The sequence below is a fragment of the Allobosea sp. genome (genome assembly GCF_017308015.1).
Classification (GTDB): Bacteria; Pseudomonadota; Alphaproteobacteria; order Rhizobiales; family Beijerinckiaceae; genus Allobosea.
Genome location: NZ_JAFKFW010000011.1, coordinates 73,978 through 99,445 on the forward strand (window position 1 = coordinate 73,978; position 25,468 = coordinate 99,445).

Here is a 25,468-nt window from a genome sequence, read left to right on the forward strand (position 1 = left end):
GCCGATGTTACGCCCCCGCGAGAGCCGCTTCCACGGCCTTGAGGTCGAAGCCCTTGAGGCCGATCACGGTGAGGCGGCCGTCGCGTGGCTCGCTCGCGCCCCAGGCCCGGTCGAAATGATGCCCGACGCGGCGGCCGACGCCCTGCACGACGAGCCGCATCGGCTTGCCCGTCACGGCGGTGAAGCCCTTGAGCCGCAGGACGCCTTCGGCTTCGGCAGCCTTGGCGACGCGCGCCGTCAGTTCTTCCGGCGAGAGACCGGCCGGCAGCGGCACGGCGACCGAGTCGAAGTCGTCATGGTCGTGATCGTGCTCGCCTTCGCCATGATGCGAGGGGCGGGCGGCGAGATCGTTCTCGGCGGCGGCGCCGAGGCCCACGATCAGCGCCGGCTCGACCTTGCCATGGGCCGTCTCGACGATCTTGATCGCCTTGGGCAGGTGCTCGGCGATCTCGGCCTTGACCCGCGCGCGGCCGGCCTCGTCGACGAGGTCGCTCTTGTTGAGCAGGATCAGGTCGGCGCAGAGGATCTGGTCCTCGAACACCTCTTCCAGCGGATTGTCGTGATCGACGGAGGCGTCGGCCGCCTTCTGCGCCGCGAGCGCTTCCGGATCATCCGCGAACTGGCCCTCGGCCACGGCCGGGCCGTCGACTACGGCGATGACGCCGTCGACGGTGACGCGAGAGCGGATCGCCGGCCAGTTGAACGCCGTGACGAGCGGTTTCGGCAGGGCGAGGCCGGAGGTCTCGATCAGGATGTGCTCGGGCGGGTTCGGGCGGTTCAGCAGCTTCTCCAGTGCCGGCACGAAATCGTCGGCGACGGTGCAGCAGATGCAGCCGTTCGGCAGCTCGACCACGTCCTCGTCGCTGCAGCCGGCGATGCCGCAGCCCTTCAGGAATTCGCCGTCGAAGCCGAGGTCGCCGAACTCGTTGACGAGCACGGCGAGCTTCTTGCCCTGCGCGTTCTCGAGGAGGTGGCGCACCAGCGTCGTCTTTCCGGCGCCGAGGAAGCCGGTGATGATCGTGCAGGGCGTCTTGCCCAGATTGGCGGTCTGCGGAGCATTCATGATGTCATCCTTGCTGGCGCGCTGGCAAAGGCGGCACGCGCGCGACCACGCCCTTGCGGAAGGACTGCGGCCGCTCTTTCCAGGGAACGATGCCGTTGGCGCTGGCGGCATAGGCCTCCGCGGCGCCGACGATCTCGTCGAGATGGGTGTCGGGGTCGAGATCGCCGATCAGATAGGTCCATTTGCCGTCGGCGCTGAGCGCGATGGTGCAGGGCCGCTTGCAGACGCAGAGGCACTCGACGGGCAGCACGGGGATCGTGCTGCCCTTGGCTTTGAGCTCGGCGGTGAGCCGCTCCGCCAGCGCCAGTCCCGGCTGGTCGTAACCTTCCGGGAGATCGGCGCGGGCGCGGCGGCAGGCCGTGCAGACATGGATGGTGAGGTCGCCCCCGGACATTGGCTTGCCTTCAGGCTTGCGCGGCCCGACGGCTCGCCCAGGGCCAGAGCACGCCGACCATGAAGGCGGTGGCGAGCCAGAGCGCCGCCTGGATGCCGAGCGAGAGCGACGCGAAATGCGCGGCGACCTCGGCCGGAACCTTGCTCTCCGGCGCGGCCGGATGCGGGGCGCCGACGACATGCGGCAGCAGGATCAGGACGACGGCGGCAAGCTTGAGCCAGGGCTGATCGAAGCGCAGGAACAGGAAGAGCCCGGCCGCTGTGGCGATGGCGGTCCAGAGCCACCAAAACTGGCGCTGTTCCAGCGCGGCGGAAGCCGCACCGGGCAGTTCGGGCGCCAGACCCATCGCCGGTGCGAGCCCGAGAGCGAGGAAGCCGCAGGCACCCCAGACGAGCGCGCGGCTCTGGTCGATCGTATCGCCGGCCGCGATCATGCCGGCGAGCAGCAGCGCCGCGAAGCCGATCGCGGTCGCGATCGTCACCGCGCCCGTGAAGAGCGTGCGCTGGAAGCCGTCCTGCGGTTTCCATTCGGCATGGTCGTGGCCGGGCGCATCACCCGCCGGTCCATGCGCGAGAATGAGCTTCGCTTCGCCGTCGAAGGCGGCCAGCGTCGGCGCCTTCAGCGCGAGCGCCGCCTCATAGGTCTCGGCCTTGAGGATCAGCGGGGTGGTGGTGACATGCTGCAGGGCGGCGACGATCAAGCCAGCCAGAAGCCCGGCCAGGATGCTGACCGTGAGAACACGCGTGACCATGATGGCTTTCCCTCAGTGGCAGGGAAAGGCGAGGCCGTGACGGGTGTCGTGCGCGGCGTTGTGGACATCGGTCGAGGCCGCGAAGCCGGTCGTGTAGATCAGCGCGAGGCCGATCACGAGCGCGGCCGCGACCGCCTTGACGCGTTCCGAAACGCTGAGTGTGGGTGTGGAAACCGAAACGGTGTTCATAGGCGTTCTCCGTGGCCGCCCCGCCGGCAGCCGGTTGGATCTCTGCGGGTCGACGGCAGGTCTCCTGGCTCGCGGATTTGGCGCCCCTTGCCGCCTTCCCGGAGCGAGCTCCAGTGGCCGATGGCGAAGAACATCCGCTTACAGTTGCGGGGGCAGCCGCGGCATTGGGCAAGACAAGCCCGCACCGCGTTCCCTTTTCACCTCCTTGCGGAGGCACCGTCGGCGATCATCATTAGCCATCGCCGTGCCGCTGTGCAATGCAGTGCGCGTCGCAAGGGCGCCATTCTCGGGCTCGCCCCGAGAATCCCTTGCAGGAAGGGGCTCCGGTGCCTCCTTGGGATCGAGATGCCCCGGGTCGCGCCCGAGCATGACGGCAGAGGATCTTTCGAATGGAGCTGCCCCGTCTCACTCTCGTCCTCGGTGGCGCTCGGTCCGGCAAGAGCCGCCATGCCGAGGCGTTGATCGAGTCCTTGCCGGCGCCCTGGACCTATATCGCCACCGCCCAGGCCTATGACGACGAGATGCGGGAGCGCATCGCCGAGCATCGTGCCCGCCGCCCGGACGGCTGGCAGACAGTGGACGCGCCGCTCGAACTGGCCGATGCTATCGCCGCCCAGCCGGTGGGCCGGCCGATCCTGGTCGATTGCCTGACGCTCTGGCTGACCAATCTGATTCTGGCGGAACGCGATACCGCCGCCGCGAGCGAGGCCCTGATCGCCGCCTGCGAGCGCGCCTCCGCGCCGCTCGTGTTGGTCGGCAACGAGGTCGGCCTCGGCATCGTGCCGGAGAATGCGTTGGCCCGCCGCTTTCGTGACGAAGCCGGCCGGCTGCATCAGGCGCTTGCGGCGCGTGCGGCCGGCGTGGTCTTCATGGTCGCCGGACTGCCGATGCGAGTGAAATGATGACGGACACCGAAGATGCCGCCCGCCACAAGGCGAAGATGGAGAAGCGCAAGGCGGTGCAGGACGCCGAGGTCGCTTCCAAGACGCTCGAGAAGGGATTGCTGATCGTCAATACCGGCCCCGGCAAGGGCAAGTCGACGGCGGCCTTCGGGCTGATCCTGCGCGCGCTCGGCCATGGCTGGCGCATCGGCGTGGTGCAGTTCATCAAGGGCGCCTGGTCGACCGGCGAGCGCAAGGCGCTGGAGGCCTTCGGCGACCAGGTGAGTTGGCACAGCATGGGCGAAGGCTTCACCTGGGAGACGCAGGACAAGGCCCGCGACATCGCCGCCGCCGAGCGCGCCTTCGCCAAGGCGAAGGAGCTGATGGCCGATCCGGATATCCGTCTGCTTGTGCTCGACGAGCTCAACATCGCCCTGCGCTACGACTACCTGCCGCTGGCCGAAGTGGTCGCGACGCTGACCGCCCGCCGGCCTGACCTCCACATCGTCGTCACCGGACGCAACGCCAAGCCGGAGCTGATCGAGGCGGCCGATCTCGTCACCGAGATGACTTTGGTGAAGCACCATTTCACGGCCGGGGTGAAAGCGCAGCAAGGGATCGAGTTCTGAAGAGCTGGCGCGCCACAGGGCTCTGGCGACCTTCCGGCAGGAGACCCTCGTATCTGCGCTGCGCTGCGCCCGAGAATGACGAGCGCTTTGCGGGCGCTAGCCCCACATCGCCAGCGCCCCTATGAGCGCCAGCGCCCATAACAGCCCGCACGCTTTCCGATAAAGGCCCAGCGCCCGGCGGATGTCGGCCGCGTTCGCCTCCGCCCGGCCATCGCCCATCCAGTGATCCTCGACGCGGGTCTCGCCATAGATGCGCGGTCCGGCCAGGCGCAACTCCAGCGCCCCGGCCATCGCGGCTTCCGGCCAGCCGGCATTGGGCGAGCGGTGCTTGCCGGCATCCCGCCGCAATGCCCCCCAGGCACCGGCAGCATCCGCGTTGCGGTCGAGCGCCGCCGAGACGACCAGCAGCAGTGCCGTCAGGCGCGAGGCCGGCAGATTGACGAGATCGTCGAGCCGCGCTGCCGCCCAGCCAAAGGCCAGATGGCGCGGCGTACGGTGGCCGACCATCGAATCGGCCGTGTTGATTGCCTTGTAGGCGGCGATGCCCGGCAAACCGCCGACGCCGAGCCAGAAGGCCGGCGCGACGATGCCGTCCGAAAAATTCTCGGCGAGGCTTTCGATGGCGGCGCGCGATACGCCGGCCTCGTCCAGCGTCTGCGGATTGCGCCCGACGATCATCGAGACGGCGCGCCGCCCGCCTGCGAGTCCGTCCCGCTCCAGGCCCTCGGCGACGCGGGCGACATGCTCGTAGAGGCTGCGCTGGGCGATCAGCGTCGAGGCGAGCAGTGCGAGCGGGATCAGGCCGAGCGGCCCGAACGACAGGCACAGGCGCTGGGCCAGCGCCGACAGCGCGGCGACGGCGGCGAGCAGCAGCAGGAGCGCCAGCACGCCCATCGCCTTTCGCTGCGTGGAAGAGGCAGTCTCGCGATTCAGCCTTCGGTCAAGCGTGCCGATCAGCCTCCCGATCCAGGTGACGGGATGGCCGATCGCGGCATAGAAGCGCTGGGGATAGCCGAATGCCGCCTCGATGGTCAGCGCGAGCACGAGCAGCGGCAGGCTGGCGGAGAGATTCATGCAGGGCGCGCGGGGCAGGGTCGTGGCTGAGGACGGTATCTGGCATGGCGGCGATCTCGCCACGGCCCGCACGCTCTTTCCGGAAGCGCCTGGGCCCTGGGTCGATCTCTCCACGGGGATCAATCCGATTCCCTATCCGCTTCCGGCGCTGCCGTTAAGCCTCTGGACGCGTCTGCCCGGTGCCGATGACGAGGCGGCGCTGATCATCGCCGCCCGAGCCGCCTATCGCGTGCCGGCTTTTGTGGACATCGTGGCGGCGCCCGGCACGCAGAGCCTGATCGAATTGCTGCCGCGCCTTGCACCCGCCGGCCCGGTCGCGATCCTCGGCCCGACTTATGCCGAGCACGGCCATGGCTGGCGCAAGGCTGGTTATGCCGTCACCGAAACCGCTGTGCCTGCGGAAACGGCCGCGACCATCGTCGTGGTCAATCCGAACAATCCCGACGGCCGCGTGTTGCCGCGAGCCGAACTCGCGAGTCTTGCCGCAGGTTGCACCGCCCGAGGCGGCCTGCTCGTCGTCGACGAGGCTTTCGCGGATTTCACGCCTGAAGCCAGCATCGTGCCGGATCTGCCTGATGGCACGATCGTGCTGCGCTCCTTCGGCAAGACCTATGGCCTCGCCGGCCTGCGCCTCGGCTTCGCCATCGGGGCGCCGGAGCCGATCGCGCGGCTCAAGGCGATGTTAGGCCCCTGGTCCGTCGCCGGCCCCGCGCTTCATGTCGGTGCACAGGCCTTGTCGGATGCCGGTTGGCTCGCGGGGACCGGCCGGGAACGGGCCCACGATGCCGCCCGTCTCGACGCGCTGCTGGCGCCCCATGGCCGCATCGTCGGTGGCACGACTCTGTTCCGCCTGCTCGAAACGCCGCAAGCGGCAACGCTCTTCGCCCGCCTCGGCCGGCACGGCATCTATGTCCGCCGCTTCCAGCATGCGCCCGAGCGCCTGCGCTTCGGCCTGCCGGGCGACGAGCCCGCGTGGTCGCGCCTGCGCGCTGCGCTCACTCTCCACGCCCCGGAAGCATCGCCACCAGCGTGAAGCTTGCATGCGGCACATGCGGGGACAGGAGCCGGCGGGCGGGCTAACGTCGACCGCTCAAGGAATCGGGGAGAGACACCGCATGGCATTCCTGCCGCCGGAAGGCGAGCTGACGATCGGCTTCGCTCATAGCGCCTATCAGCTCCGGGACGAGTTCCTGAGGCGCGGCCGTGCGGTGAAGAGCTTCGAGCTCCGCACCCTCGACGAACTGCGCGAGCAGGCGCCCGAGGCGGACGTGCTCGTGATCTCCGGCCTCTGGCGCAATGACCTGCTGCCGCGTCTGCCCAAGCTGCGCCTCATTCAGTCGGTCAGTGCCGGCACAGACCAGTTCGACAAGACGGCGATCGGCGCAGGCGGCATCCGCCTCGCCAGCGCACAGGGCAGCAACGAGCGGGCGGTTGCCGAGCATGCGCTGTCGCTGATCCTGGCACTGACCCGTCAACTCCATTTCGCCCGCGACAACCAGGCGAAGCAGCTCTGGCGTCGGATAATCGGCGATCCCGCGCAGCGGGAGGATGAACTCGGCGGCAAGACGCTGGTCATCGTCGGGCTCGGCCGTATCGGCCTGCGGTTGGCGAAGCTCGCGAGCGCCTTCGACATGCGCGTCATCGGTGTGCGCCGCAGCGCCGAGCCGCAGCCTCATGTCGAGGCGCTCGTCCATCCGGGCAAGCTCGCGGAGGCGGTGGCCGACGCCGATTTCGTCGCCCTGACCTGTCCGCTGACTCCCGAAACCGAAGGCCTGATCGATGCCCGCATCCTCGGCGCGATGAAGCCTTCCGCTTTCCTGATCAATGTCGCGCGTGGCCGTGTCGTCGATGAGATGGCCCTGCTCGATGCGCTCGGCAACAGCGCCATCGCCGGCGCGGGGCTCGACTGCTTCCATGATGAGCCGCTACCGCCGACCTCGCCCTTCTGGCGGATGCCGCAGGTGATCGTGACGCCGCACAGTGCCGGAGAGACGCGCGCCTATGAGGCCAACGTCATCGATATCCTTCTCGACAATCTGGAGCGTCTCGGACGCGGGGAAACGGGTCTGCGCAATCAGATCGTCTGAGCGGAGCAGGTGGCGGCGATGGCTTCACCCAGATTCTTTCGGCCGGGTGGGCCAGCGCTGATCCCGGCGCTCGGCATTACCCAGGTGCTCGGCTACGGTGCGCTCTACTACGCCTTCACCGTTCTGGCGCCGCGCATGACCGCCGATTTCGGCTGGGCGCCGGAATGGACCTATGGCGGGTTCGCTGTCGGGTTGCTGCTGGGCGGCGCCGTCGCACCTGTCACCGGCAGCCTGATCGATCGCTATGGCACGCGGCTCGTCATGACCATCGGCTCCGCGCTGGCCGGCCTGTCGCTTTTCGGGCTGGCCGAGGCGCGTGGCATCGTCAGCTACACGGTGGCGATGGTCGCACTCCAGGCCGTCACGACGGCGGTGTTCTACGATGCCGCTTTCGCCGCACTGACCCAGGCCCGCGGCAGCCAGGCGCGTCGCGCCATCAGTCAGCTCACCTTGATCGGCGGCTTCGCCTCGACCCTGTTCTGGCCGCTGACCTCGAGCCTGCTCGGGATGTTCGACTGGCGCGGCGTCTACCGGCTCTACGGTCTTTCGCAGATCGTGGTCTGCCTGCCCCTTCATCTCTTTTTCCTGCCGGGGCGCGTGAAGCGACCGGTGGTCGCCGAGACCGGCGCTGCTGTCCCTTCCGGCTCGCAGGAGCCGGAGGCAGCCTATCTCACGGGCGATACCCGTCGCCGCGCCTTCCTGCTGCTGGCGCTGGCCTTCTCGCTCCAGGGCTTCGCCGTCTCGGCCATGGCGGTGCATATGCTGACGCTGCTCCAGGGCTTCGGGCTCAGCGCTGCGGTCGCCGTCGGCATCGGCGCGATGCTCGGCCCCTCGCAGGTTGCCGGGCGCCTCGCCGAGATGCTGTTCGGCCGTGCCGTCTCGCCGGTGACCACCGCCTGGGCCTCGGCCTCGCTCATGCCATTGGGTCTCGCTTTGCTGCTGGCGGGCGGTGCGCTTCCGGTCGTCGCAGGGCTCTTTGCCGTTGCCTTCGGCATCAGCGTGGGGCTGAGCTCGATCGTGCGCGGCACCGTCCCGCTTCAGCTCTTCGGCCCGGTCGGCTTCGGAGCGACCATGGGCAAGCTCTCGGCGCCCGGGCTGGTCATCAAGGCGGCGGCACCGCTCGCCTTCGCCGTCGCGCTGGAGCGCGGCGGCGTCATGCTTTCGACGCTGCTTCTGATCGCCTTTTCGGCGCTCGCAGCCGGCGCGCTCTTGCTGCTTGCCCGCAGCCGCCCGGTCTAGGCCCGAACCGCCCGCCACCAGTTGCGCACGGCGTCGCGTGTGCGCATGGCCAGATCATAGGCCGCCGTGGCCCGAACCCAGCCGAGCATGTGGTCGCGCACGCGCACCACCTGATCCATGATCCAGGCGAACCAGCGGTAGCTCAAAAGCTTCTCGCGTCCGGCATCGTAGATTCGCTCGACGAAGACGAAACTCATCAGATGCGCGAAGGCGGTCACCACGAGCCCCGCCCAGAACTGCCCGCGTGCGAACAACAGCAGGCCGAACAGCTTCAGCGGCTCGGCAATGGCGAAAGGGATCGCCAGCGCCAGCAAAACGAAGACGCGGGGCAGGGCCGCGACGGTCTCCTCCAGCCGGCGCATGATGCGCAGGTCCGCGAGCCGGCGCAGCAGTGGTCGGTAGAGCGGCCGCAGGAGTTCGTCGAGAATGACGAAGACGGTGATGACGGCGCGCAAGACCGCGAGCAGTCCGCGCATCAGCGGACCGCGTTCCGGCGCAGGCGAAGGCGAAAGCTCCTCGGTCATCGCGGGTGATTCATAAGCGGGGATTTACGGCAATTCCATGCCGCTGCCGTTCCATGCCGCTCCTCGCCAGCGCGCTCCGGCGGCCGTACTAGCGGCGCGCGTCTTCCTTCAGCATGGCCACGCCCTTTTCGGCGATCATCATCGTCGGATTGGCGGTGTTGCCGGAGGTGATCGTCGGCATCACCGAAGCATCGATGACGCGCAGGCCCTCGACGCCGCGCACCCTGAGCCGCTCGTCGAGAACAGCGCCGGGATCGTCGTCGCTGCCCATCCGTGCCGTGCCGACGGGATGGAAGATCGTGGTGCCGAGCTTGGCGGCGGCCTCCAGCAAGGCTTCGTCTGACTGGGTTGCCTCGCCGGGCGTGTACTCCTCCGGCCGAAAGCGGGCGAGAGGTGCCTGCGCGACGATACGGCGCGTCAGTTTCATTGCATCGATCGCGACCTGCCGATCCTCTTCCGTGTCGAAATAATTCGGCGAGATCACGGGATTGTCGCGCGGATCGGCAGAGCGCAGATGGACGCTGCCGCGGCTCGTCGGTCTGAGGTTGCAGACGCTTGCCGTGAAGGCGTCGAACGGATGCAGCCCGGAGCCCCAGCTATCGAGCGAGAGCGGCTGGAAATGATATTGCAGGTTCGCCGTCGCGTATTGGGGTGAGGACTTGGCGAAGGCGCCGACCTGTGAGGGTGCCATGGTCAGCGGGCCGGTGCGCAAGGCTGCCCATTCCAGCGCCATCAGGGGCCGGCGCCAGAGCCTGGCATAGTCGCTGTTCAGCGTCTTGACGCCCTCGACCTTGTAGACCGGCCTGATCTGAAGATGGTCCTGCAGGTTCTCGCCGACGCCCGGCGCATCGACCAGCGTCTCGATGCCGAGGCTCTGCAGGCGCGCCCCGCCGCCGATGCCCGAGCGTTCGAGCAGGAGCGGCGAGGCGACGGCCCCGGCCGAAAGCACGACCTCGCCGCTGACCTTGACCAAAAGCTTCTCTTCGCTCGGCGTACCCAGCCCGTGGGTGAATTCGATGGCTTTGGCCCGCCCGTCTTCGAAGACGATGCGCTCGACATGGACGCGCGTCTCCAGCCGGAGATTGCTGCGCTCTTTCTCCCGGAGCAGCGGTTTCAGGAAGGCGCCGTAGGCGCTCAAGCGTCGTCCACGCCGCTGGTTCACCTGGAAATAGGACGAGCCCTCGTTGTCGCCGGTGTTGAAGTCCGGGATCTTGGCGATGCCGGCCGCTTCCGCAGCGTCCCGGATCGCATCGAGGATCGCCCAGCGCACGCGCGGATGCTCGACGCGCCACTCCCCGCCCGCCTTGTGCAACCCGCCCGGCGGCGGCGCGATATGGTCCTCATGCTTCAGGAAATAGGGCAGCACGTCGTCCCAGCCCCAGCCGGCGAGGCCGCGCTGGCGCCAGCCTTCATAGTCGGCCGCCTGGCCGCGCATATAGACCATGGCGTTGATCGCGGATGAGCCGCCCACGACCTTGCCCCGCGGATAGGCGAGAACCCGCCCGCCGAGCCCGGCTTGCGGCTCGGTCTGGAACAGCCAGTCGGCACGGGGATTGCCGATGGCGAAAAGATAACCGACCGGAATGTGGAACCAGATCCAGTCGTCCATGCCGCCGGCTTCGAGCACGAGCACTTTGATATTGGGATCGGCCGCCAACCGGTTGGCGACGACGCAGCCGGCCGAGCCCGCGCCGATCACGACATAGTCGAAGCTGCCGATCAGGCGGCGGTCGGTGGAGGCGAGGTCGGGCATTGGGGTTCCTGCGTTGAGTTGCAAGCCTGCCCGATGCTCCGGCAGTGATGGAGCAATCTGGCATAGGCCGGCTGCCGTGACAGCAGGTGAAAATGCACAGCGCGATGGAGGTGATACGGGGTCGGGGTTGTCTGGTGCCTGAAGGGTGACAGTAACCCTGCAAATTCAGGATATCCGGTATCCTTCGAGGAAGACCTTCTGCTCAACCTCCCAGCAAAGGCTTTCTGCCGCTTTGAGAGAGTTCCGCTTCATCTCTTCGATATCACAACGCGTAAGGCTGTTTATCGAATTGGCTATCGTTTCGGCATCGAATTCCGCAACAAGCTTGCCGTTCTTATGCTTTCGGATGATTTTTGAAAGCTCGGGGACATCCATCACGACTAGGGCCAGGCCCGACATGATGTATTCAAAGAATTTGTTCGGGAGAGTGTACTTTCGCTGATTGGAAAAGACGTCGAAGGCAAAATAGCCGATATCGGCCTGGTTGGCCGATGCTACGAGGTCCGCGAACGGCACGGGAGGCGCGATCGTGAACCGATGCGCCACGCCGAGCTGCTTGGCGAGGTCCAGCAACTCCCGATCGTAGTTTGGATCGGCAGGCCCGCGCATCGTCAGTTGGAATTCTTCGCGGCACAAGACCAGTGCTCGCACGGCGATATCGAGATTGCGAGTGGGAGTGATCAGCCCGTGATAGACGATCTCGATTGTCTCGCCGCAGGGCCTGAAGGGCATCCGCTCGTAGAAGGGTGTCGATCTGACGACGACCGGCCGCTGCGCAAGCTTGTAATCTGCGGTCAGAAGGTCGGCAATCCCGTCGCATACTGTACTGACGACGTTCGCGCTGTTGAAACAATGGCGCTGCAACGCATCGACATAAGGCCGTGTCACGGTCAACCAGTAATTCCGCGCATCATGGTCCGGATTTTTCGCGTAATCATATTGCTGGAGCGCGTATTCGTGACAATCGAGCCCAAGCCTCGCGCCGCGTCGTTTTGCGACGTCGTCCGCCAGGATATACGTGAAATAGTCATGCGCTATGACGAGGTCGCACGGCGGAACCTTCGCGATCAGGTACCTTTTCAGGTTCCGCGTCGCCTTGTCGCGATAGAAATGTTTTCGCGCCTCGCGCCATGACCATGGACGATCTATGGGCGAGGCTAGGGGCAACCTCACGCGCAGCTTCGGCACAGCCCTCCTCGCATGAGCGACGAGGATTTCCGAAATGCGGCGTGCTGCTGCTAGGGGATCCGAGAGGACCATTTGCCGGATTCTGCGGGTTTCCGGCGGTCTTACGCGACCGGAGCGATCCGGCAGAAGCTTGAGGTCGGCTTCGATGAAGTCCCATGTGTCTGGGGGCTGCTTGCCGTGGCTGTATCCGACCACGGTCACCAGCCAGCCCTTTTCCAGGAAGGCGCTGATCTGACGTAGAACCCGTGGCTCCTGGACTACGGACGTGAGCGAGATGATGCAGACCCGTTGGGTTCGGGCTTTGGGCTCTACGACAAGGGACGCGTCCGCAGCGCCGGAATGCTCGGAAGACGGTTGCTGCGTCATGCACCACCGAGCTTGCGTCGGAGCAGCCGCACGGCACCGCGTGCGCGGGGGACGAACCATCCCTTCAAACTTGCGACGGGGCTTTGCACAACCTTTGCCAAGCGGAGAGCCGGATAGTAATACCGCGGTCGATACTTCGTGTCGGTATCGAAGTCCCACAAGGAGATCGGGGGGGTCTTCAACAAATCTTCATATTCCGCGTCCGAAATGCCGAGTTTCTTGAGCACGAATTGCCGGTCAATCTTGGCCTGCTCCTCGGCGATGGGCGGCTTCTGGATCGCGGCAAGCGCCTCGTCTCGCGTCATGCGGTGGTCGTTGATCAGGCAGGACAGATGCGGCCGTCGCTTGTCGGCGCCGAATTTCGTGAAGAGATACTGCGTCTGGTAGAAACGCGTGTAGATCGACTCGTGGTGCTTGTCGCCGTAGGAGACCCAGCCGAGCTCCGACTTCATCAGGTCGAGAGCCTCGAACTTGTTGTATTCGAAGTAGTTGAGCACATAGACCATCTCCATGTGCTTGATCGCCGGCCAGAGCACGGCGTAGTCGAAGAACGTGTAGTGCGGATAGGTGCGAAGCGGGCCGGCTCCGAACTTTTCCCCGATGGTGCGGATATAGCGCCAGTCCGAATGCCCGTCCGACCAGGTGCGCGGAACCATCTGCTCCGTCGCATAGTTCGAGCCGCCCATGATGAAGCGGACACCCTGCTCCATCGCCACGCGATAGAGCACGGCGGTGATCGCGTGATCGGTCGGAATCTCGCAATCAGGAACGCCAGAGCGGACGAAGGCGGCCTGCAGGCCCCGGAATTCCTCCCAGTTCAGCACCTCGGTATAGAGATCGATGCCGAGCTTCGTGACGACGTTCTCGATGTTGCTGACGGCGATCTCGGTATTCCAGCCATTGTCCAGATGGATGGCGAGTGGACGAAGGCCGAGCTTCTTCACCACGACATAGGCGACATAGGTCGAATCGACGCCGCCGCTGAGGCCGATGATGCAGTCGTATTTCTTGCCGCGGCCTTCGTCGCGGATACGCTGCGCGATCGCTTCCAGCTCGGCCCAGCCGTCCGGTCCACGTTTTACATATTGCTCGATCGTGGCGTCGTAGGAGATGCAGTGATTGCAGACACCGTTTTCATCAAACGAAATTTCGGGGTCAGACGTATCCATGATGCATCGGGAGCAGATCTGGTAGCGCGTCGAAGATTGCTCGCCCGGCCGCTGGCGCGGCGGCTTATAATTCTCTCCGATTGAACGGTTCACATGAGCCGCGAAAAATTTGTCGAGAGCGTTGATCGCCGTTTCGCGAACATAGGTCGACGTTTTCGTCACGGGAATTGTCCATACATCTGAGCGCGCGGTTCGCGTGACATGGCGGAGAAAATCGGCCATGTCAAAACTCCGGGTTTCCGAGCTTTGTTCCGATTATGACCGAGCGTTCCATCTGCATCCTGTCGCTTTCCGCTATCGCGGACGATCCGCGCGTGAGGCGCCAGGGTGATGCATTTGCGGACGCAGGCTGGCAGGTGACGGCCGTCGGATTGGATGGAGGAGCGTCTCCGGCACCATCCTGGACCATCAGAACACCTGGCGGAGGCCGGCAGCAGAGCGCCGCCACCGAGGCGGTCACGCCCAGGGCCAGGGCGCTGGCAGCGCGCATGCCGGGCGCATTGCGTCGGCTCGTCCAGCCTTGCTGGCGCCTGGCTTTGCGCCTGTTGAAGCTGCCGGAATATGTCAGGCTGGCCTCGTTCCGGATGGCCCCCGGCCAAGCCGCTGCTTATTACTTGCGACGCCCGCATATTGCTCCACTCTATGCCGCGGCTCGTGACGTGAAGGCGGCGGTATATCTGGCCAATGATTGGCATATGCTGCCGGTCGCGATGGCTCTGGCGGATCGGCATGGCGGTATCGTCGGGTACGATACCCATGAATATGCACTCGAAGAATATGGCCATAGATTGGCTTGGAAGCTGACGCGGGTGCCCCTGGTTCGCGCCGTCGAGGGTGCCGGACTTGCCCGCGCTAGGGTCAGGACGGCGGTTTCAGCCGGCATCGGTCAGGATATCGCGCGCGTCTACGGGCTCCCTGAAGCGCTGCAGGAGATCAGGAACGTTCCCGATCGCCACGACGTGCCATTTCGGGCGGTCGGCGGCCGATGTTCCGTCCTTTTCCACGGGATTCTCGCACCCAATCGCGGCATCGAGGCTTGCCTCGAAAGCGTGCCGCACTGGCGTCCCGAATTCGAGTTCGTGCTGCGCGGCCCCGGAGAGCGCAGCTATCTGGACCTCATCGAGCAGACGATCGACCGGCTGAAGATCCGCGACCGGGTGCGGTTGGATCCGCCGGTGCCCATGGTCGAGCTGGTCGCACGGGCGACGGAAGCCGATATCGGGATCGTCACGCTGCCACCCAGCTCGAAGCACAATCTCTATGCGCTCCCGAACAAGTTCTTCGAGTATGTGCAGGCAGGCTTGGCGCTGATCGTGTCGGATCTGCCCGATATGAGAGCCCTCGTCGAGCGCCACGGCTTCGGGGTCCTGACCGAGAGCCTGACGCCGGAGGCGATCGCTGCTGCCGTGAACGGTCTCGATGCCGCCCGGATCGAGACGCTGAAGCGGCGTAGCCTCGAGGCCGCCCGGGAGCTCAATTGGGATGTCGAGCGCTCCCGGCTCGTCGGTCTCTACGACGACGTGGTCAGCCGAGCCTGAACACGTCGTCCAGCACGTTTTGCGTCGGGTAGGTGATCAGCACCGCCCGATGTGTTCCCTGGAAGACGAACATGCTGCCGGCGGCCGCCGCGGCCGCACCGGCCTCGACTGCCATCCTGAAATCCTCCGGCCTGCCAGCGCCGCCGAGCGCGACCACGGGAACATCGACCGCGTCGGCAACGGCCTTGATCAGCGGGAGATTATAGCCCGCGAGCGAGCCTTCACGCTTCATGTCCTGGATGATGATCTCGCCGGCGCCGCGCCGCACGCTCTCCTTGGCGATTGCCAGCGGGTCCATGCCGGTTGCGCGCGTGCCGTTCTGCGTGAAGACCTTGTAGTTTCCTAGCAGATTGCGCTTGGCGTCGATGCAGACCACGGTGCTGGAGGCGCCGAGGAGGGCGGATACCTCCTCGATCAGTGCCGGGCTCTCCACGGCTGCGGTGTTGATGATCGCCTTTTCGACGCCGAGCGACGCAAGTCGGGCGGCGTGTTCGACCGAGCGGATCCCGCCGCCATAGCCGATCGGCATGAAGCTCTCGCTGACGATTTCCTCGATCAGCGCGTAATCCGGTTCGCGGCGCTGGGGCGTCGCGCTCATGTCGAGCAGGACGAGTTCGTCGGCGCCCTTGTCGTTGAAAATCTTCACGGCCACGCGCGGGTCGCCGACGTAGCGCGGCGCACGGAAGCCCTGCGGCTTGTACAGAAGTCCATCCTTGATCAGCAGGACCGGGATGACGCGCGGGCGCATCGGGGGGAGCTGAAGCGGGGGAAGACCGGTCGGGTCGGACATTAGGGACGCCATGCAGCGAAATTGGACAGGAGCTGCATGCCGTAACGGTGGCTTTTCTCGGGATGGAACTGGACGCCGATGACCGTGCCGTTGGCGATCCCTGCATTAAACCGGCAGCCGCCATAGGAGGACTCCAGCAGGACGTCCTGGCGCGAGGCGCAATCGACCCAGTACGAATGCACGAAATAGAAGCGAGGCATTTCCAACCCCGTCAGAACCGGGTGCTCTTTGGCCGCCGCGACATGGTTCCATCCCATATGAGGGACGGTCGGCGGCTTCTGCCCGGTTTCGCCGGGCTGCAGGCGAAACTTGATGCTGCTCGCCGCGATCAGCCCAAGGCCTTCGCCGGGACCCTCCTCGCTGTCGTTGCCGAGTAACTGCATACCCATGCAGATGCCAAGCAGCGGTGTACCGCTCTTGAGGACTTTGTCGCGGAGCAGCGAACGCAATCCCATCTGAGCGACATTGCCGGCGCAGCGCGAAAAATTGCCGACGCCCGGCAGCAGCAGCTTGTCGGCTTTGGCGATGTCCTCATGCTTGTCGGTCAGCTTGGCTTCGATCCCCAGACGCCTGAACATGTTGAGGATCGAGCCGAGATTCCCCATCTTATAGTCAATGATTGTAATCACGCGCAGACAACCTGCATGGGGTCGCTGGAGGGCGCATCGTCATTGTCGAAGCCGTCGCGCCAGACATCGTCGCGACCGAGCCTAAGCCACTCGCTCGCGCTGATCCAGCGCCATAGATACCAGGAGGTATCGGCCCCGGTCTGGTGCCGTTGCCATGCGGTCTCGATCGCGTCGCGATCGTAGGTCGCCTGCTCCACGATGGGACCGGCGAACAGCAGTTCATGGGCCCAGTCCTTCAGCGCGCCGCGCAGCCACCGATCCTGGGGCGCGGCAAAGCCGACCTTGTCGCCGCGCCATTGCACGTCTCGCGGGATGATGCCGTCCATCGCCTTGCGTAGCGGCCATTTCTGCCAGCCGTCCCGAATGAGGATCTCGTCCGGGAGATGGCTACACCAGTCGACCAGCTCGTGGTCGAGGAATGGGAAGCGGGCCTCGATGCCGAACGCCATTGCATTGCGATCCGACATGACGAGCTGGTTGGGCAGCATGTCGTGGAGCATACCATCGGCGAGGTAGGCCCGGAAGAAGCGCCCGCCCGCCGGATCGGGTGTCCCGATGCGGCGCTCGAGTTGCGGCTCCAACCGGGATGGCTTTCCGCGCATCACACGCGCTTTGTCGATGAAGCCGCGCTTGAGCATGTCGAGGATCGATCCGGCGGCATCGGCATTGAACCGGCGGTCGGCATCGGCATATTTCCGTGCTTCCTGCATCAGATGCCGGCGGTGAAGGTATGTCTGACGCGTCAGCTCGAACCAGCGGCCGGTGTTCAGCCAGTCGATCTGCTTGACGCCGAAATAGAACTGATAGCCGCCGAGCAGTTCATCTGCGCCCTGGCCGTCGATCATCACCGTCAGGCCGCTTTCGCGCGCGGCCCGATGTACGCACCATTCGAGATAGGCGGAAGCCGACAGGAACGGCATCTCCTGGTGCCAGTGGAGTGCCCGGGACTCCTCCATCAGTCGCAGCGGATCGGGCTCGATGCCGACGCCCGTGGCGCCACAATGGCGCAGCACGCTATCGATATGAGTTCCTTCGCTCAACGTCGGATCATCGCCGAAGCGCGCCGATATCGTATGAAGCAACTGGTCTTTTCGGGCGACACCCTGTCCGGCCATGAGGCCGACGAGCGAGGACGAGTCGAGGCCGCCTGACAAGCAGGCGCCGACCTGTACATCGGAGCGCAGGCGAAGCCTGACCCCATGCATGAGTCTTTCCCGGAACTCCGCCACGGCATCCGCCGGGCGGATCGGGCGGACATCGCCGAAATCGGGGAGCCAGTAGCGCCAGGAGCGGCGAATCCGGCCGTCTGCGGAGACGACCATCGCATGTGCCGCCTCGAGCTGGCTTACGCCGCGAAATAGGGTGTCGGCGCTGGCATAATCCGCCCGCCCGCCGGTGAAGACATTCAGGCGGTCCCGATCGAGCTCGACCGTCACGCCCGGATGCGCGAACAGCGCCTTCATTTCCGAGCCGATCGCCAGGCCGCCGCCGGCGATGGCGGCATAGTAGAGCGGCTTCTCGCCGTAGCGGTCACGCGCCACGAAAGCTTCGTTGCGTCTTCCGTCCCAGATCACGAAGGCGAACTGCCCGTTGAGGCGCCTCAGGCAATCCTCTCCCCAGACCAGGTAGGCCTGGACGAGCACTTCGGTATCGGACTCGGTCCGGAACGTGACACCCGCCGCCCTCAGCTCATCGCGCAGTTCGATGTAGTTGAAGATCTCGCCGTTGAAGACGATCGCGATCCGGCCATCCGCTGCCAGCATGGGCTGCGTCGCGGCATTCGACAGGTCGATGATCGAAAGCCGGCGATGGCCCAGCCCGACAGTGGCGTCGCCGACGCGCTCCAGCCAATGTCCGGCGCCGTCGGGGCCGCGATGGACGAGGCGGTCCCGCATCCGGACGAGGGTGGATGTATCGAGCGGTCCCGGAGCCAGGACCGCGACCAAGCCGCACATTCTCTTCTCACGCGTTAGGAAGTTTCCGGAAGATCATCGTCGATCTCCGTCTGTCTCGGGCGCGGAAAGCATAGCACGCTTTGCCGCTGCGCTCCGCCGACACCAAACGCCGCACTGCCGGCTGCTCATGCAGATATCGTGCTAGGGTCCAGTAGCGATTCAGGTCGTGATCGTAGACATAGAGGCTCGGATCCGTCTCGTCGGCGCGGCTCTGCAGGATGTAGCCGGCCTTATCGAAGGTGCGGATCACGCTTTCCGGCTGGCGCAGGCGGAAATAGCTGAACTCGTCGAGCTGGACCCGCAGCATCACGCCGAGCGTCGGGATGACGCTGTGGTTGACGATCAACAGCCCGTCATCGGCGAGGATCTCGCGGGTATCCTGCGCGAATTTCGCAAGGTCCTGGCAGAACATGATCGCGGCGCGCGCCATCACGATATCGAACGTCTTGGGAACCTCGCTCTGGATGCTGTGGCTGTTGAAATTGAACAGGCGGACATCGATTCCATGCGTGGCCTTCGCATAGTCGATGGTCGGCTGGTTGATCTCCGTCAGCGTCACCTTGGCGCCGAGCTTGGCGATCTCCATCAGGAAATGTCCGTTGCCGCCACTGATGTCGAGTACGCGCTTGCCGTAGAAGGCGATCCGGTTCGGTTCGGCATGCTGGCGCAGGAAGTCGCCGGCCGTGCCGATCGAGTAGTCGATATGATCCTGGTGGGTGAAGTAATCATACATCGACGCCTCGTCCTCCTTCATCTTCTTCAGATGGGGGTCGGGCAGAAACGTCAGGGAATACCGGTCCTTCTGCTGCGGAAAGGCGTCGCCGCAGGCATGGCACAGGAACCAGCTCCGCTTGTAGGTGTTCAGCGAAAGCAGATCGTCCGACTGGCAGGAAGGGCAGATCACGGCGGATCCCATCGTTCACTGGCGCGCCGCGAGGCGGGCGTCTTCAGGCGGCCGATCAGGGTAATGCCACATTCCGTTCATATGCACGAGAGGCGGATCGGAATCATTGCTCGGTGCGTAGTTCAGGCAGCCGAAGCGCGACCAGAGATCGTAATGCGCAGCACTATCTGCTTTCGCCGCCGCATCATCGATCGCCAGCGAAAGCAGATAGTGCTGCGCGCCGAGGAGAAGCGGGCCGAGCACCATGCGGAAGGTCGTCTCCGCGCCGGCGGGAAGATCGTCCAGCTTGATGAGCTCTCCTCCGGCAGACGCAAAGCGCTCGCCGGACAGCGAGTATATCCGCAATTGCGGCGTGATCGCGAAACTGCCGCCCGTGGCGCTGGACAGCCGCACCGTCAGTTCCAGCTCGTCGCCGACGACGAGGCCGGTCATCCGTGCCGGGGATGCGCGCATCTCGATCCCGGCGATGCGCAACCCCGGCTTGCCCGGATAGGACATGACGGTCCGCCCGTTCACCCGTGTGATGGGGACCGGCTCGCCGTCTATCCGTTCCGCAGCGCGGATGGCCTCGGCCACGAATTCGGTGTCGAGGCTGGCCGGGAGGTCGAAGGGATCGGTCGCTTCCTCGATCCGGGCGGCCGCGCCGCCATGGGCCGCGGCGATGTCCTCCATCTCCGCCTGATAAGCCGCAAGCACGGCTTCGGCAGGGCCGTCCTGGTGGACCCGCCCCTCTCGCAGCCAGATGACGCGCTCGCAATATTGCAGGATCTGCGTGGCGTCGTGGGACACGAGCAGGATCGTGCAGCCGCTATCGACCAGTCCCCGCATCCGGTTTGCGGACTTGACCGCAAAATAGCCGTCTCCCGCGCCCAGCACCTCGTCGATTACGAGGATGTCGGGCTGGATGGCCGTCGCCACCGCGAACTGGGTCCGTGCCTGCATGCCCAGCGAGTAGACGCCGAAGGGCTGGTTGATATGCAGGCCCAGCTCCGTGAAGGCGACCACGTCGGCGATGGCGTCCCTCAGGCGCTGGCCGGTCAGCCCGCTCTGGGACAGGGCGGCTTCGATGTTCTGGAAGCCGGTCAGGTCGGGATGGAACCCGCCCGCTACGCTCATCAGCGCCTGGACGGTCCCGTTCCTTTCGATCGCGCCTTCGCTCGGCGCGACGGCACCCGTCGCGAGCTTGAGCATCGTCGTCTTGCCGGAGCCGTTGCGCCCGACGATGCAGACCCGCTCGCCGCGGCGGATCGACAGGTTCAGGCCCCTGAGCGCGGAGAAGACCGGAATCTCCGGCCGCTTCCGAAAAGGCAGGCGGCGCAGGCCGAGCTGGTCGACGGCGACCTGCAGCGGCGAGGCATACATCTTGTAGAGCTTGGCGACGCCGGAGAACGACAGGGCCGGCTGCTCGGGGAGCGGAGAGGGGAGCGTCATCCGAGCGCGACCTTCAAGGGCTGTCCGGACAGGATCGCTTTAAGCAGCCGCTGCTGACGCTCCGGCTCGGCGATCGTCCTTTCAGGATGCCACATCAGGCAGGTGATCGGGCGAGCGCCGTGGAACGCGGCCTCGACGGTATCGTCGCTGCCCCAGAGCAATGGCTCGAGCTCGGGAGCGAGATCCGCGCGGTCGATGCCGAAATCGTGGAAACTGTTGACGAGGAACGACGCTCCATTGGCGGCCGAAACCTTGTGGCTGGCCGCGACATGGCCTTGCACGGGCCGAACCTGTCCGCCGAGGCGCTGGTTGATCGCCTGCATGCCCCTGCAGATGCCGATGGTGACACGTCCGTGCCGCTCCGCCCAGGACAGCATGGCCCCTTCGAGCAGGTTGCGGTCCGCATCCGGCTCGCTGCCGGGCAAGGGATCGCTTCCGCCGGTCAGGATCAGCGCATCGGGCTGAAGCCGATCGAGCAGCGCAAGGGGATCGGTCGCGGCATTGGGCAAGGCGATCATCTGGCAGCCGAGACGGCCGAGCAGCCGCGCCCATTCCTGGTCGAGGCAGTCACGGCGCTCCTTGTAGCGCGTTTCCTCATGGGTCCGTTGACTGAGCGCGACCAGCATCGACTACCTCAGCACCATGATGCGCCGTGCTGCGCAGTCGAGCTCGACGATTTCGGCCTTCAGCAACGCGTCCATCTTGATCTCGCCAACCCCGATCGCGGCCGGTAACCCGAACTCCGCCGCACGGATGGCCATGTGTGAATTGGCCCCACCATAGGTCGTGACGAAGCCCGCGAGCTTGCGCCCGAACAGCCAGTCATAGCCGGGATCGGCATTCTCGATAAGGGCGATGGCGCCGTCGAGCGCATCGTCCTTCACCAGGCTGGTGACGGGGACGACACGCGCTGTAGCCTTGCCCATCGTGACGAAGTTCGGATCGACCTCCGGCATGATGAAGGACTCGAAGTCACGGGCGTCGGTCAGAAGCGGCGGCAATTGCATGGACTGGACGAGCCGCACCCTGTCCTTGGCGGTCGAGATCCGGCGCCGCAGGCGGTCGACATCCGGCCCTATCGATCCCGCGCCGATGCTCAGCACGTCGCCGATGCTGAGATAGGCCGCATCGGAGTGCTCGATGCCGCTGGCTTCCGCCCAGGAGGCGATGTCCCTCAGGGCCGAGCAGACGCTGCGGGAGAAGATGAACTTGGCTTCCTCGCGCCCTTCGATCGAACGCCGCAGGAAGCGATCGATCTCATGCATCTCTTGCGGAAGCTCTGCCGCCTGCATGGCTTTCTGCCAGTTCCGGGTCTCGTCCGCCGACCAGGCGAAGGAGGGGTGGGATGGCTCCACAGCGTTGTCGACGAGCGGGCGCAGGTAATCTTCCGGTGCCTCCCCATAGGATGGCGCCCCGATATCGTATGTGCCCGGACGCAGGTGAGCGTAACGCGCGACGAATTCATCCCACCCGAGAGCGCCCTTGCGCACCTGCCAGGCATCTTCGGGAAGGCGATGGCCCACCGTCCGGATCGAGCCGAGGAAATCGGTCATGCGGGCAGCCGAGATCAACCCGGTCTGCACGGTGCTCTTGAGCAGCGACATCGCGACGAAGCCGCAGCGCGCGAGATGCGCGAATAGCAGAGTCCCGGTCCGGCGGCAGACATGCAGGCTGGCCTGGAGCCGGCTGAACAGGGCGCCCTCGGCCGCCAGGAGTCTTTCCTGCAGCGCGGCATAGGACTCCAGCGCAGTCCATGAGCGTTCGCAGCGCGTGAACGCATGGCGCGTAACTGTGGCCAGGGCCGCCCGATAATCGGCGATTTCGGCTTGGTCGAGTCCGGCTTCACCCAGCCGCTCCCGCCAGGAATCGAACGTGAAATCGAAGCAGGTCAGCGTGATCCCGAATTCCAGCTTGTCGTGCAGATGCGGTTCGCGGCGCAGCCGGGCGATGCCTGCCTCGACGATCTTGCGGGCGACGGCATCGGGAATGGCGGCGGGGATGAAGCTGTTCAGGCTCGCGCGGACATCCACGTAAGGGTGGCCCGCGAACAGCCGAATGAGCGGTTGATGCCGGAGATCGCGATAGCCGAATTCGGCGCGCTGGACCGCCCAGGTCTCGTCGGTGATGAGATGGCGGTACAGGCTTTCCGCGAGCGGAGCGGGTGTGATCCCGATCAGCTCGGCTGGGTTCCAGTCCGGCATGATGCCGTAGATCGTGGCGGCGCCGACGACGCCGGGCATCGGCGCCTGGCTGTCGCGGAACGCCTGCTGCGCATAGGCGATCTCACGGGCGATGAGCGCGTCCGTGTCGCCGGTCCGCTCTCGCTCCATGACCAGGGGGCGAACCTGGAGAATATGGCAGGTGCCCTCGTCGTCGATCGCGAACTCGACATCGAGCGTATCCAGCTCCGTCAGGCGCTCGACCTCGTCGAGCGCCTCGACGAGGCGGGCGAGTGAGGAGTGCGCGTCGGGTGGCAGCTCGGTCGCGCTCCGATGCAGGTAGATGACGCTGCTCTCTCCGCGCATGCCGCTGGTCACGATATCGGTGCGGCTGCCCTCGGAGGAGTTGATCACCCGATAGGGCGCCCCGATGCCGAGCGTCCGGGTGAAGGCCACGCCGCTGCGCGCGACATTACGGATCATCGGCTGGACGAGGACCTGATGATCGTCGCCCTCGTCATAGGATGCGATGACGCGCTCGATCGCTGCGGCAAGGCTTTCCGCATCGAAGCCGACGTTCAGCTCGGACTGGAACTTGCCCGCATTGCTTTCGCTGAAGCCATCCTCGTTGCGGGCGCTGGAGCGGACGGCGAGATCGCCGGCCGGCAGCTCCGCCAGGACACGTTCTGCGATCGCAGCCCGATCGCAGCGCCAGTCTGCGACCGAAAACGTCGCCTGCGGCGCGATCCGGGCCTTGGTCACGACCTTCGCCAGCCGCGCCAGCGTTTCGGCCTTGGTGCCGAAGATGAAGCGGGCGAGAACGGCCTCGCTGTCCAGGTCGGTCCAGTGGCCGGACGCGTCATGGAAGCTGAAGGCTTCGCCGCGCTGGCGGAGCGTCTCCAGCCAGGCGGTGAGATGGGCCTTGGGGTCTTTCGTCAGCGTGGCGGCGAGAGCATCGGCCGCGGCCTCGACGCGAGAGGCTGGGATCCTGATGAAGCCGACGACGTCATGCACGGCCTTATCGAGCTCGGCTGCCCGCCCGAAAGCGGATGGCTGGCCGTCCGGGCCGAACAGGACGACCTCGCGGCTGGTGCGGCGCGCCGTCCGGCGCGACGAATCCACGGCGAGCCCGATCCGCTCCGGCGAAGCGGTGCTGCTCAGTGCCTGGACGAGATCCGGCCGGAACAGGATGTCGGCGTAGCTGATATAGACATCCTGCCCTGAGCCCAGCCCGGCTTCGGCGAGCGAGCGGATGCTGCCCGAACGTTCCCAGTCAGGATTGACGGCATAGTGCAGTTGCGGGAACCGCTCCATGATGTCGGTAACGGCGTATCCGCCGACGAAATGGACGTCGTCGCCGAGCGGCGACAGGGTCGAGAGCAGCCAGTCGAGCACGTTGCCGCGCCGGCTCACCGCCCTCAGCGAGCTGTGGCTCTCGCCGTGAAAGGGCCGGCCGGCGCCAAGAATGATGACGCGCGGCTTCATGGTGTTCCATCACTGAGAAGGCGCATTGCCTTGCGCTGCAGGCGGGCATGCATCCAGTAGAAATTCCGTCCGCTCTCGGGATCCTGCGGCGTGTTCGGCAGCAAGGCGAGGTCCCGGCCTCCGCAGGCCGCGACGACATCGGCAAGAAGCTGAGCGCGCAGATGCGGGTCATAGGCGTAGAGCAGGGCCGAATAAACGACGTCCGGACGCTGCTCGATCGCCTCCTTCAGGAACGGCATGGTCGGCCGTTCGAACTCCCGCGTGCGGATGATCGAGCCGGTATCGATTCCGGGATTCATGTAGAAGCAGCTCATCCCTGGCCGCCCGCGCGTCAGCAACGACCAGAACAGGCCGTCCGAGCCCCGCACATGCGGAACCACGCCGGGGTGGATATGGATCATCCTGAAGCCCGGCCGGTCGAGCAGCGCCGGCGGAACCCTGCCGCCATTGGTGTAGAGCCAGACGGGGATGCCGGCCTTCATCAGCCGCTCGTGCAGGTCCCTGTCGTCATAATCCTCGGCGACGAAGGGCAGAACCTGTTCAGCATGTTTCGACCAATCGAAGGCGCCGAAATAGTCGACCGGGTGCGGAACGACGGCCTGCATGGCCTCGCAGAGCGCCCGGAAACCGTCGTCGAAATGCCGGTCCGGCAGCCTGCGCCGCTGTTTCAGTAGTGGCGCGACGAGCCGGTCGAACTGCCCGCGCAGGCCTTGCCTGTGCCGGAAAGGGCCGGTGAAATCGGTCAGCAGCACGAGCCGGACCCGATAGCCCGCGGCCCTGAGATAGGTCAGATAGGTGCGCGACGTCGAACAGAAGCGGTCCGCGACGATTCCGAGATCGATGGTCTGCATCACGGGGCTTCGCCGAGGGAGACGCGCAGGGCACTCTCGAAGGCGGCGGGAAGGGCGATGGGCCTGTCGATGAGAATGCCGTCCTGCATTTTCATGGCGGTGTTCAGAAATTTCCAGTCGCCGCGTACGAGGCCGGCGAACACGAACAGACAGGCGAGATAGGTCGACACCTCGGCCCGTACCGGCCTGTCATCCACGGGCTTGCCGAAGCCGTCGATATAGGCAGCCCGAAGCCGGCGGCCAACCTCGACCTTCCGCGACAATTGTTCCAGCACGGCAACGGCTGCATCGTCGGCCGTCAGCAGGGCGGGATCGAGGATGATCCCCTCGGTCGCGGGCTGCTCGGGCGACGCGAGCGACTTGAGCGCCGCCGCGAGCATCTCCCGCAGCGCCTCCGGGGTGCCGGCTGTGACCACGGG

24 protein-coding genes and 1 riboswitch are annotated in these 25,468 nt (G+C 65.7%); of the genes, 6 read left to right on the top strand and 18 right to left on the bottom strand.

Annotation, left to right across the window (positions count from 1 at the left end; genetic code table 11):
• Nucleotides 1-7: 7 nt before the first annotated feature.
• Genes cobW through J0I42_RS11500 form a run of 4 tightly spaced genes read right to left on the bottom strand, consistent with a single transcriptional unit; the run spans nt 8 to nt 2,397 of the window.
• Nucleotides 8-1,063: a cobalamin biosynthesis protein CobW gene (cobW, locus tag J0I42_RS11485; RefSeq protein ID WP_291654966.1), complete on the bottom strand. Its 1,056-nt coding sequence runs from the start codon at nt 1,061-1,063 to the stop codon at nt 8-10.
• Nucleotides 1,064-1,067: 4 nt separating this feature from the next.
• On the bottom strand, nt 1,068-1,457 hold the full coding sequence (locus J0I42_RS11490; RefSeq protein WP_291654967.1) for a DUF1636 family protein: 390 nt from the start codon (nt 1,455-1,457) through the stop codon (nt 1,068-1,070).
• Between the two features lie 10 nt (nt 1,458-1,467).
• Nucleotides 1,468-2,208: a CbtA family protein gene (locus tag J0I42_RS11495; protein WP_291654968.1), complete on the bottom strand. Its 741-nt coding sequence runs from the start codon at nt 2,206-2,208 to the stop codon at nt 1,468-1,470.
• Between the two features lie 12 nt (nt 2,209-2,220).
• Nucleotides 2,221-2,397 (bottom strand): CbtB domain-containing protein, encoded by a 177-nt coding sequence (locus J0I42_RS11500; protein WP_291654969.1) that lies wholly within the window; start codon nt 2,395-2,397, stop codon nt 2,221-2,223.
• A 37-nt stretch (nt 2,398-2,434) separates the two neighbouring features.
• Nucleotides 2,435-2,633: riboswitch (cobalamin riboswitch) on the bottom strand.
• Nucleotides 2,634-2,786: 153 nt separating this feature from the next.
• Here J0I42_RS11500 and cobU point away from each other — a divergent pair.
• Nucleotides 2,787-3,299 carry a bifunctional adenosylcobinamide kinase/adenosylcobinamide-phosphate guanylyltransferase gene (cobU, locus tag J0I42_RS11505; protein ID WP_291654970.1) on the top strand — a complete coding sequence of 171 codons (513 nt, stop codon included), beginning with the start codon at nt 2,787-2,789 and terminating at the stop codon, nt 3,297-3,299.
• The gene (gene cobO / locus J0I42_RS11510) at nt 3,299-3,907 is read left to right on the top strand and encodes a cob(I)yrinic acid a,c-diamide adenosyltransferase (RefSeq protein WP_291654971.1); all 609 of its coding nucleotides are present in this window, start codon (nt 3,299-3,301) and stop codon (nt 3,905-3,907) included. The genes cobU and cobO overlap by 1 nt, the downstream gene beginning before the upstream one ends.
• 96 nt (nt 3,908-4,003) lie before the next feature.
• On the opposite strand, the gene cbiB is transcribed toward cobO, so the two are convergent.
• Nucleotides 4,004-4,981 carry an adenosylcobinamide-phosphate synthase CbiB gene (cbiB, locus tag J0I42_RS11515; RefSeq protein ID WP_291654972.1) on the bottom strand — a complete coding sequence of 326 codons (978 nt, stop codon included), beginning with the start codon at nt 4,979-4,981 and terminating at the stop codon, nt 4,004-4,006.
• Between cbiB and cobD the strand changes: the two genes are divergently transcribed.
• The 3 genes from cobD to J0I42_RS11530 all read left to right on the top strand — a co-directional run bounded on the left by cobD (nt 4,980) and on the right by J0I42_RS11530 (nt 8,307).
• Entirely contained in the window at nt 4,980-6,014 is a 1,035-nt protein-coding gene (cobD, locus tag J0I42_RS11520) for a threonine-phosphate decarboxylase CobD (protein WP_291654973.1), read from the top strand. The genes cbiB and cobD overlap by 2 nt on opposite strands.
• Before the next feature lie 82 nt (nt 6,015-6,096).
• Nucleotides 6,097-7,068 (top strand): D-2-hydroxyacid dehydrogenase, encoded by a 972-nt coding sequence (locus J0I42_RS11525; protein WP_291654974.1) that lies wholly within the window; start codon nt 6,097-6,099, stop codon nt 7,066-7,068.
• Nucleotides 7,069-7,086: 18 nt separating this feature from the next.
• Nucleotides 7,087-8,307 (top strand): MFS transporter, encoded by a 1,221-nt coding sequence (locus J0I42_RS11530; RefSeq protein WP_291654975.1) that lies wholly within the window; start codon nt 7,087-7,089, stop codon nt 8,305-8,307.
• Here J0I42_RS11530 and J0I42_RS11535 read toward each other — a convergent pair.
• The 4 genes from J0I42_RS11535 to J0I42_RS11550 form a co-directional block, all read right to left on the bottom strand.
• Nucleotides 8,304-8,831 (bottom strand): hypothetical protein, encoded by a 528-nt coding sequence (locus tag J0I42_RS11535; RefSeq protein ID WP_291654976.1) that lies wholly within the window; start codon nt 8,829-8,831, stop codon nt 8,304-8,306. The genes J0I42_RS11530 and J0I42_RS11535 overlap by 4 nt on opposite strands.
• Nucleotides 8,832-8,919: 88 nt before the next feature.
• On the bottom strand, nt 8,920-10,584 hold the full coding sequence (locus tag J0I42_RS11540; RefSeq protein WP_291654977.1) for a GMC family oxidoreductase: 1,665 nt from the start codon (nt 10,582-10,584) through the stop codon (nt 8,920-8,922).
• Between the two features lie 165 nt (nt 10,585-10,749).
• On the bottom strand, nt 10,750-12,138 hold the full coding sequence (locus tag J0I42_RS11545) for a glycosyltransferase (RefSeq protein WP_291654978.1): 1,389 nt from the start codon (nt 12,136-12,138) through the stop codon (nt 10,750-10,752).
• Complete coding sequence (locus tag J0I42_RS11550) at nt 12,135-13,529, bottom strand: N-acetyl sugar amidotransferase (RefSeq protein ID WP_291654979.1); 1,395 nt, start codon at nt 13,527-13,529, stop codon at nt 12,135-12,137. The genes J0I42_RS11545 and J0I42_RS11550 overlap by 4 nt, the downstream gene beginning before the upstream one ends.
• A 35-nt stretch (nt 13,530-13,564) precedes the next feature.
• On the opposite strand from J0I42_RS11550, the gene J0I42_RS11555 reads away from it, so the two are divergent.
• The gene (locus tag J0I42_RS11555) at nt 13,565-14,845 is read left to right on the top strand and encodes a glycosyltransferase (protein ID WP_291654980.1); all 1,281 of its coding nucleotides are present in this window, start codon (nt 13,565-13,567) and stop codon (nt 14,843-14,845) included.
• Here the strand turns inward: J0I42_RS11555 and J0I42_RS11560 are convergent.
• The 9 genes from J0I42_RS11560 to J0I42_RS11600 are packed head-to-tail and all read right to left on the bottom strand — an operon-like array spanning nt 14,832 to nt 25,465.
• Nucleotides 14,832-15,593, bottom strand: a complete 762-nt coding sequence (locus J0I42_RS11560) for an AglZ/HisF2 family acetamidino modification protein (protein WP_291654981.1) — start codon at nt 15,591-15,593, stop codon at nt 14,832-14,834. The two genes, J0I42_RS11555 and J0I42_RS11560, sit on opposite strands and share 14 nt — an antisense overlap.
• A 41-nt stretch (nt 15,594-15,634) precedes the next feature.
• Nucleotides 15,635-16,264, bottom strand: coding sequence for an imidazole glycerol phosphate synthase subunit HisH (gene hisH, locus J0I42_RS11565; RefSeq protein ID WP_291654982.1), 630 nt, complete (start codon nt 16,262-16,264; stop codon nt 15,635-15,637).
• Nucleotides 16,261-18,219, bottom strand: a complete 1,959-nt coding sequence (gene asnB, locus J0I42_RS11570; RefSeq protein ID WP_291654983.1) for an asparagine synthase (glutamine-hydrolyzing) — start codon at nt 18,217-18,219, stop codon at nt 16,261-16,263. The genes hisH and asnB overlap by 4 nt, the downstream gene beginning before the upstream one ends.
• 7 nt (nt 18,220-18,226) lie before the next feature.
• The gene (locus J0I42_RS11575) at nt 18,227-19,123 is read right to left on the bottom strand and encodes a class I SAM-dependent methyltransferase (RefSeq protein ID WP_291654984.1); all 897 of its coding nucleotides are present in this window, start codon (nt 19,121-19,123) and stop codon (nt 18,227-18,229) included.
• Nucleotides 19,124-19,138: 15 nt separating this feature from the next.
• Nucleotides 19,139-20,554: an ABC transporter ATP-binding protein gene (locus J0I42_RS11580; protein WP_291654985.1), complete on the bottom strand. Its 1,416-nt coding sequence runs from the start codon at nt 20,552-20,554 to the stop codon at nt 19,139-19,141.
• Complete coding sequence (locus J0I42_RS11585) at nt 20,551-21,180, bottom strand: gamma-glutamyl-gamma-aminobutyrate hydrolase family protein (RefSeq protein ID WP_291654986.1); 630 nt, start codon at nt 21,178-21,180, stop codon at nt 20,551-20,553. The genes J0I42_RS11580 and J0I42_RS11585 overlap by 4 nt, the downstream gene beginning before the upstream one ends.
• A 3-nt stretch (nt 21,181-21,183) precedes the next feature.
• A complete protein-coding gene (locus tag J0I42_RS11590; protein ID WP_291654987.1) occupies nt 21,184-24,198 on the bottom strand; it encodes a PEP/pyruvate-binding domain-containing protein in 3,015 nt (1,004 codons plus the stop codon).
• The gene (locus J0I42_RS11595; protein ID WP_291654988.1) at nt 24,195-25,049 is read right to left on the bottom strand and encodes a formyl transferase; all 855 of its coding nucleotides are present in this window, start codon (nt 25,047-25,049) and stop codon (nt 24,195-24,197) included. Before J0I42_RS11595 ends, J0I42_RS11590 begins: the two co-directional genes overlap by 4 nt.
• Nucleotides 25,049-25,465, bottom strand: coding sequence for a hypothetical protein (locus J0I42_RS11600; RefSeq protein ID WP_291654989.1), 417 nt, complete (start codon nt 25,463-25,465; stop codon nt 25,049-25,051). Before J0I42_RS11600 ends, J0I42_RS11595 begins: the two co-directional genes overlap by 1 nt.
• Nucleotides 25,466-25,468 lie beyond the last annotated feature (3 nt).

Bases quoted from the DNA above. Each gene is read 5' to 3' on its own strand.
- cobW (WP_291654966.1), bottom strand. From the start codon at position 1,063: ATGAATGCTCCGCAGACCGCCAATCTGGGCAAGACGCCCTGCACGATC.
- J0I42_RS11490 (WP_291654967.1), bottom strand. From the start codon at position 1,457: ATGTCCGGGGGCGACCTCACCATCCATGTCTGCACGGCCTGCCGCCGC.
- J0I42_RS11495 (WP_291654968.1), bottom strand. From the start codon at position 2,208: ATGGTCACGCGTGTTCTCACGGTCAGCATCCTGGCCGGGCTTCTGGCT.
- J0I42_RS11500 (WP_291654969.1), bottom strand. From the start codon at position 2,397: ATGAACACCGTTTCGGTTTCCACACCCACACTCAGCGTTTCGGAACGC.
- cobU (WP_291654970.1), top strand. From the start codon at position 2,787: ATGGAGCTGCCCCGTCTCACTCTCGTCCTCGGTGGCGCTCGGTCCGGC.
- cobO (WP_291654971.1), top strand. From the start codon at position 3,299: ATGACGGACACCGAAGATGCCGCCCGCCACAAGGCGAAGATGGAGAAG.
- cobD (WP_291654973.1), top strand. From the start codon at position 4,980: ATGCAGGGCGCGCGGGGCAGGGTCGTGGCTGAGGACGGTATCTGGCAT.
- cbiB (WP_291654972.1), bottom strand. From the start codon at position 4,981: ATGAATCTCTCCGCCAGCCTGCCGCTGCTCGTGCTCGCGCTGACCATC.
- J0I42_RS11525 (WP_291654974.1), top strand. From the start codon at position 6,097: ATGGCATTCCTGCCGCCGGAAGGCGAGCTGACGATCGGCTTCGCTCAT.
- J0I42_RS11530 (WP_291654975.1), top strand. From the start codon at position 7,087: ATGGCTTCACCCAGATTCTTTCGGCCGGGTGGGCCAGCGCTGATCCCG.
- J0I42_RS11535 (WP_291654976.1), bottom strand. From the start codon at position 8,831: ATGACCGAGGAGCTTTCGCCTTCGCCTGCGCCGGAACGCGGTCCGCTG.
- J0I42_RS11540 (WP_291654977.1), bottom strand. From the start codon at position 10,584: ATGCCCGACCTCGCCTCCACCGACCGCCGCCTGATCGGCAGCTTCGAC.
- J0I42_RS11545 (WP_291654978.1), bottom strand. From the start codon at position 12,138: ATGACGCAGCAACCGTCTTCCGAGCATTCCGGCGCTGCGGACGCGTCC.
- J0I42_RS11550 (WP_291654979.1), bottom strand. From the start codon at position 13,529: ATGGCCGATTTTCTCCGCCATGTCACGCGAACCGCGCGCTCAGATGTA.
- J0I42_RS11555 (WP_291654980.1), top strand. From the start codon at position 13,565: ATGACCGAGCGTTCCATCTGCATCCTGTCGCTTTCCGCTATCGCGGAC.
- J0I42_RS11560 (WP_291654981.1), bottom strand. From the start codon at position 15,593: ATGCGCCCGCGCGTCATCCCGGTCCTGCTGATCAAGGATGGACTTCTG.
- asnB (WP_291654983.1), bottom strand. From the start codon at position 18,219: ATGTGCGGCTTGGTCGCGGTCCTGGCTCCGGGACCGCTCGATACATCC.
- J0I42_RS11580 (WP_291654985.1), bottom strand. From the start codon at position 20,554: ATGACGCTCCCCTCTCCGCTCCCCGAGCAGCCGGCCCTGTCGTTCTCC.
- J0I42_RS11585 (WP_291654986.1), bottom strand. From the start codon at position 21,180: ATGCTGGTCGCGCTCAGTCAACGGACCCATGAGGAAACGCGCTACAAG.
- J0I42_RS11590 (WP_291654987.1), bottom strand. From the start codon at position 24,198: ATGAAGCCGCGCGTCATCATTCTTGGCGCCGGCCGGCCCTTTCACGGC.
- J0I42_RS11595 (WP_291654988.1), bottom strand. From the start codon at position 25,049: ATGCAGACCATCGATCTCGGAATCGTCGCGGACCGCTTCTGTTCGACG.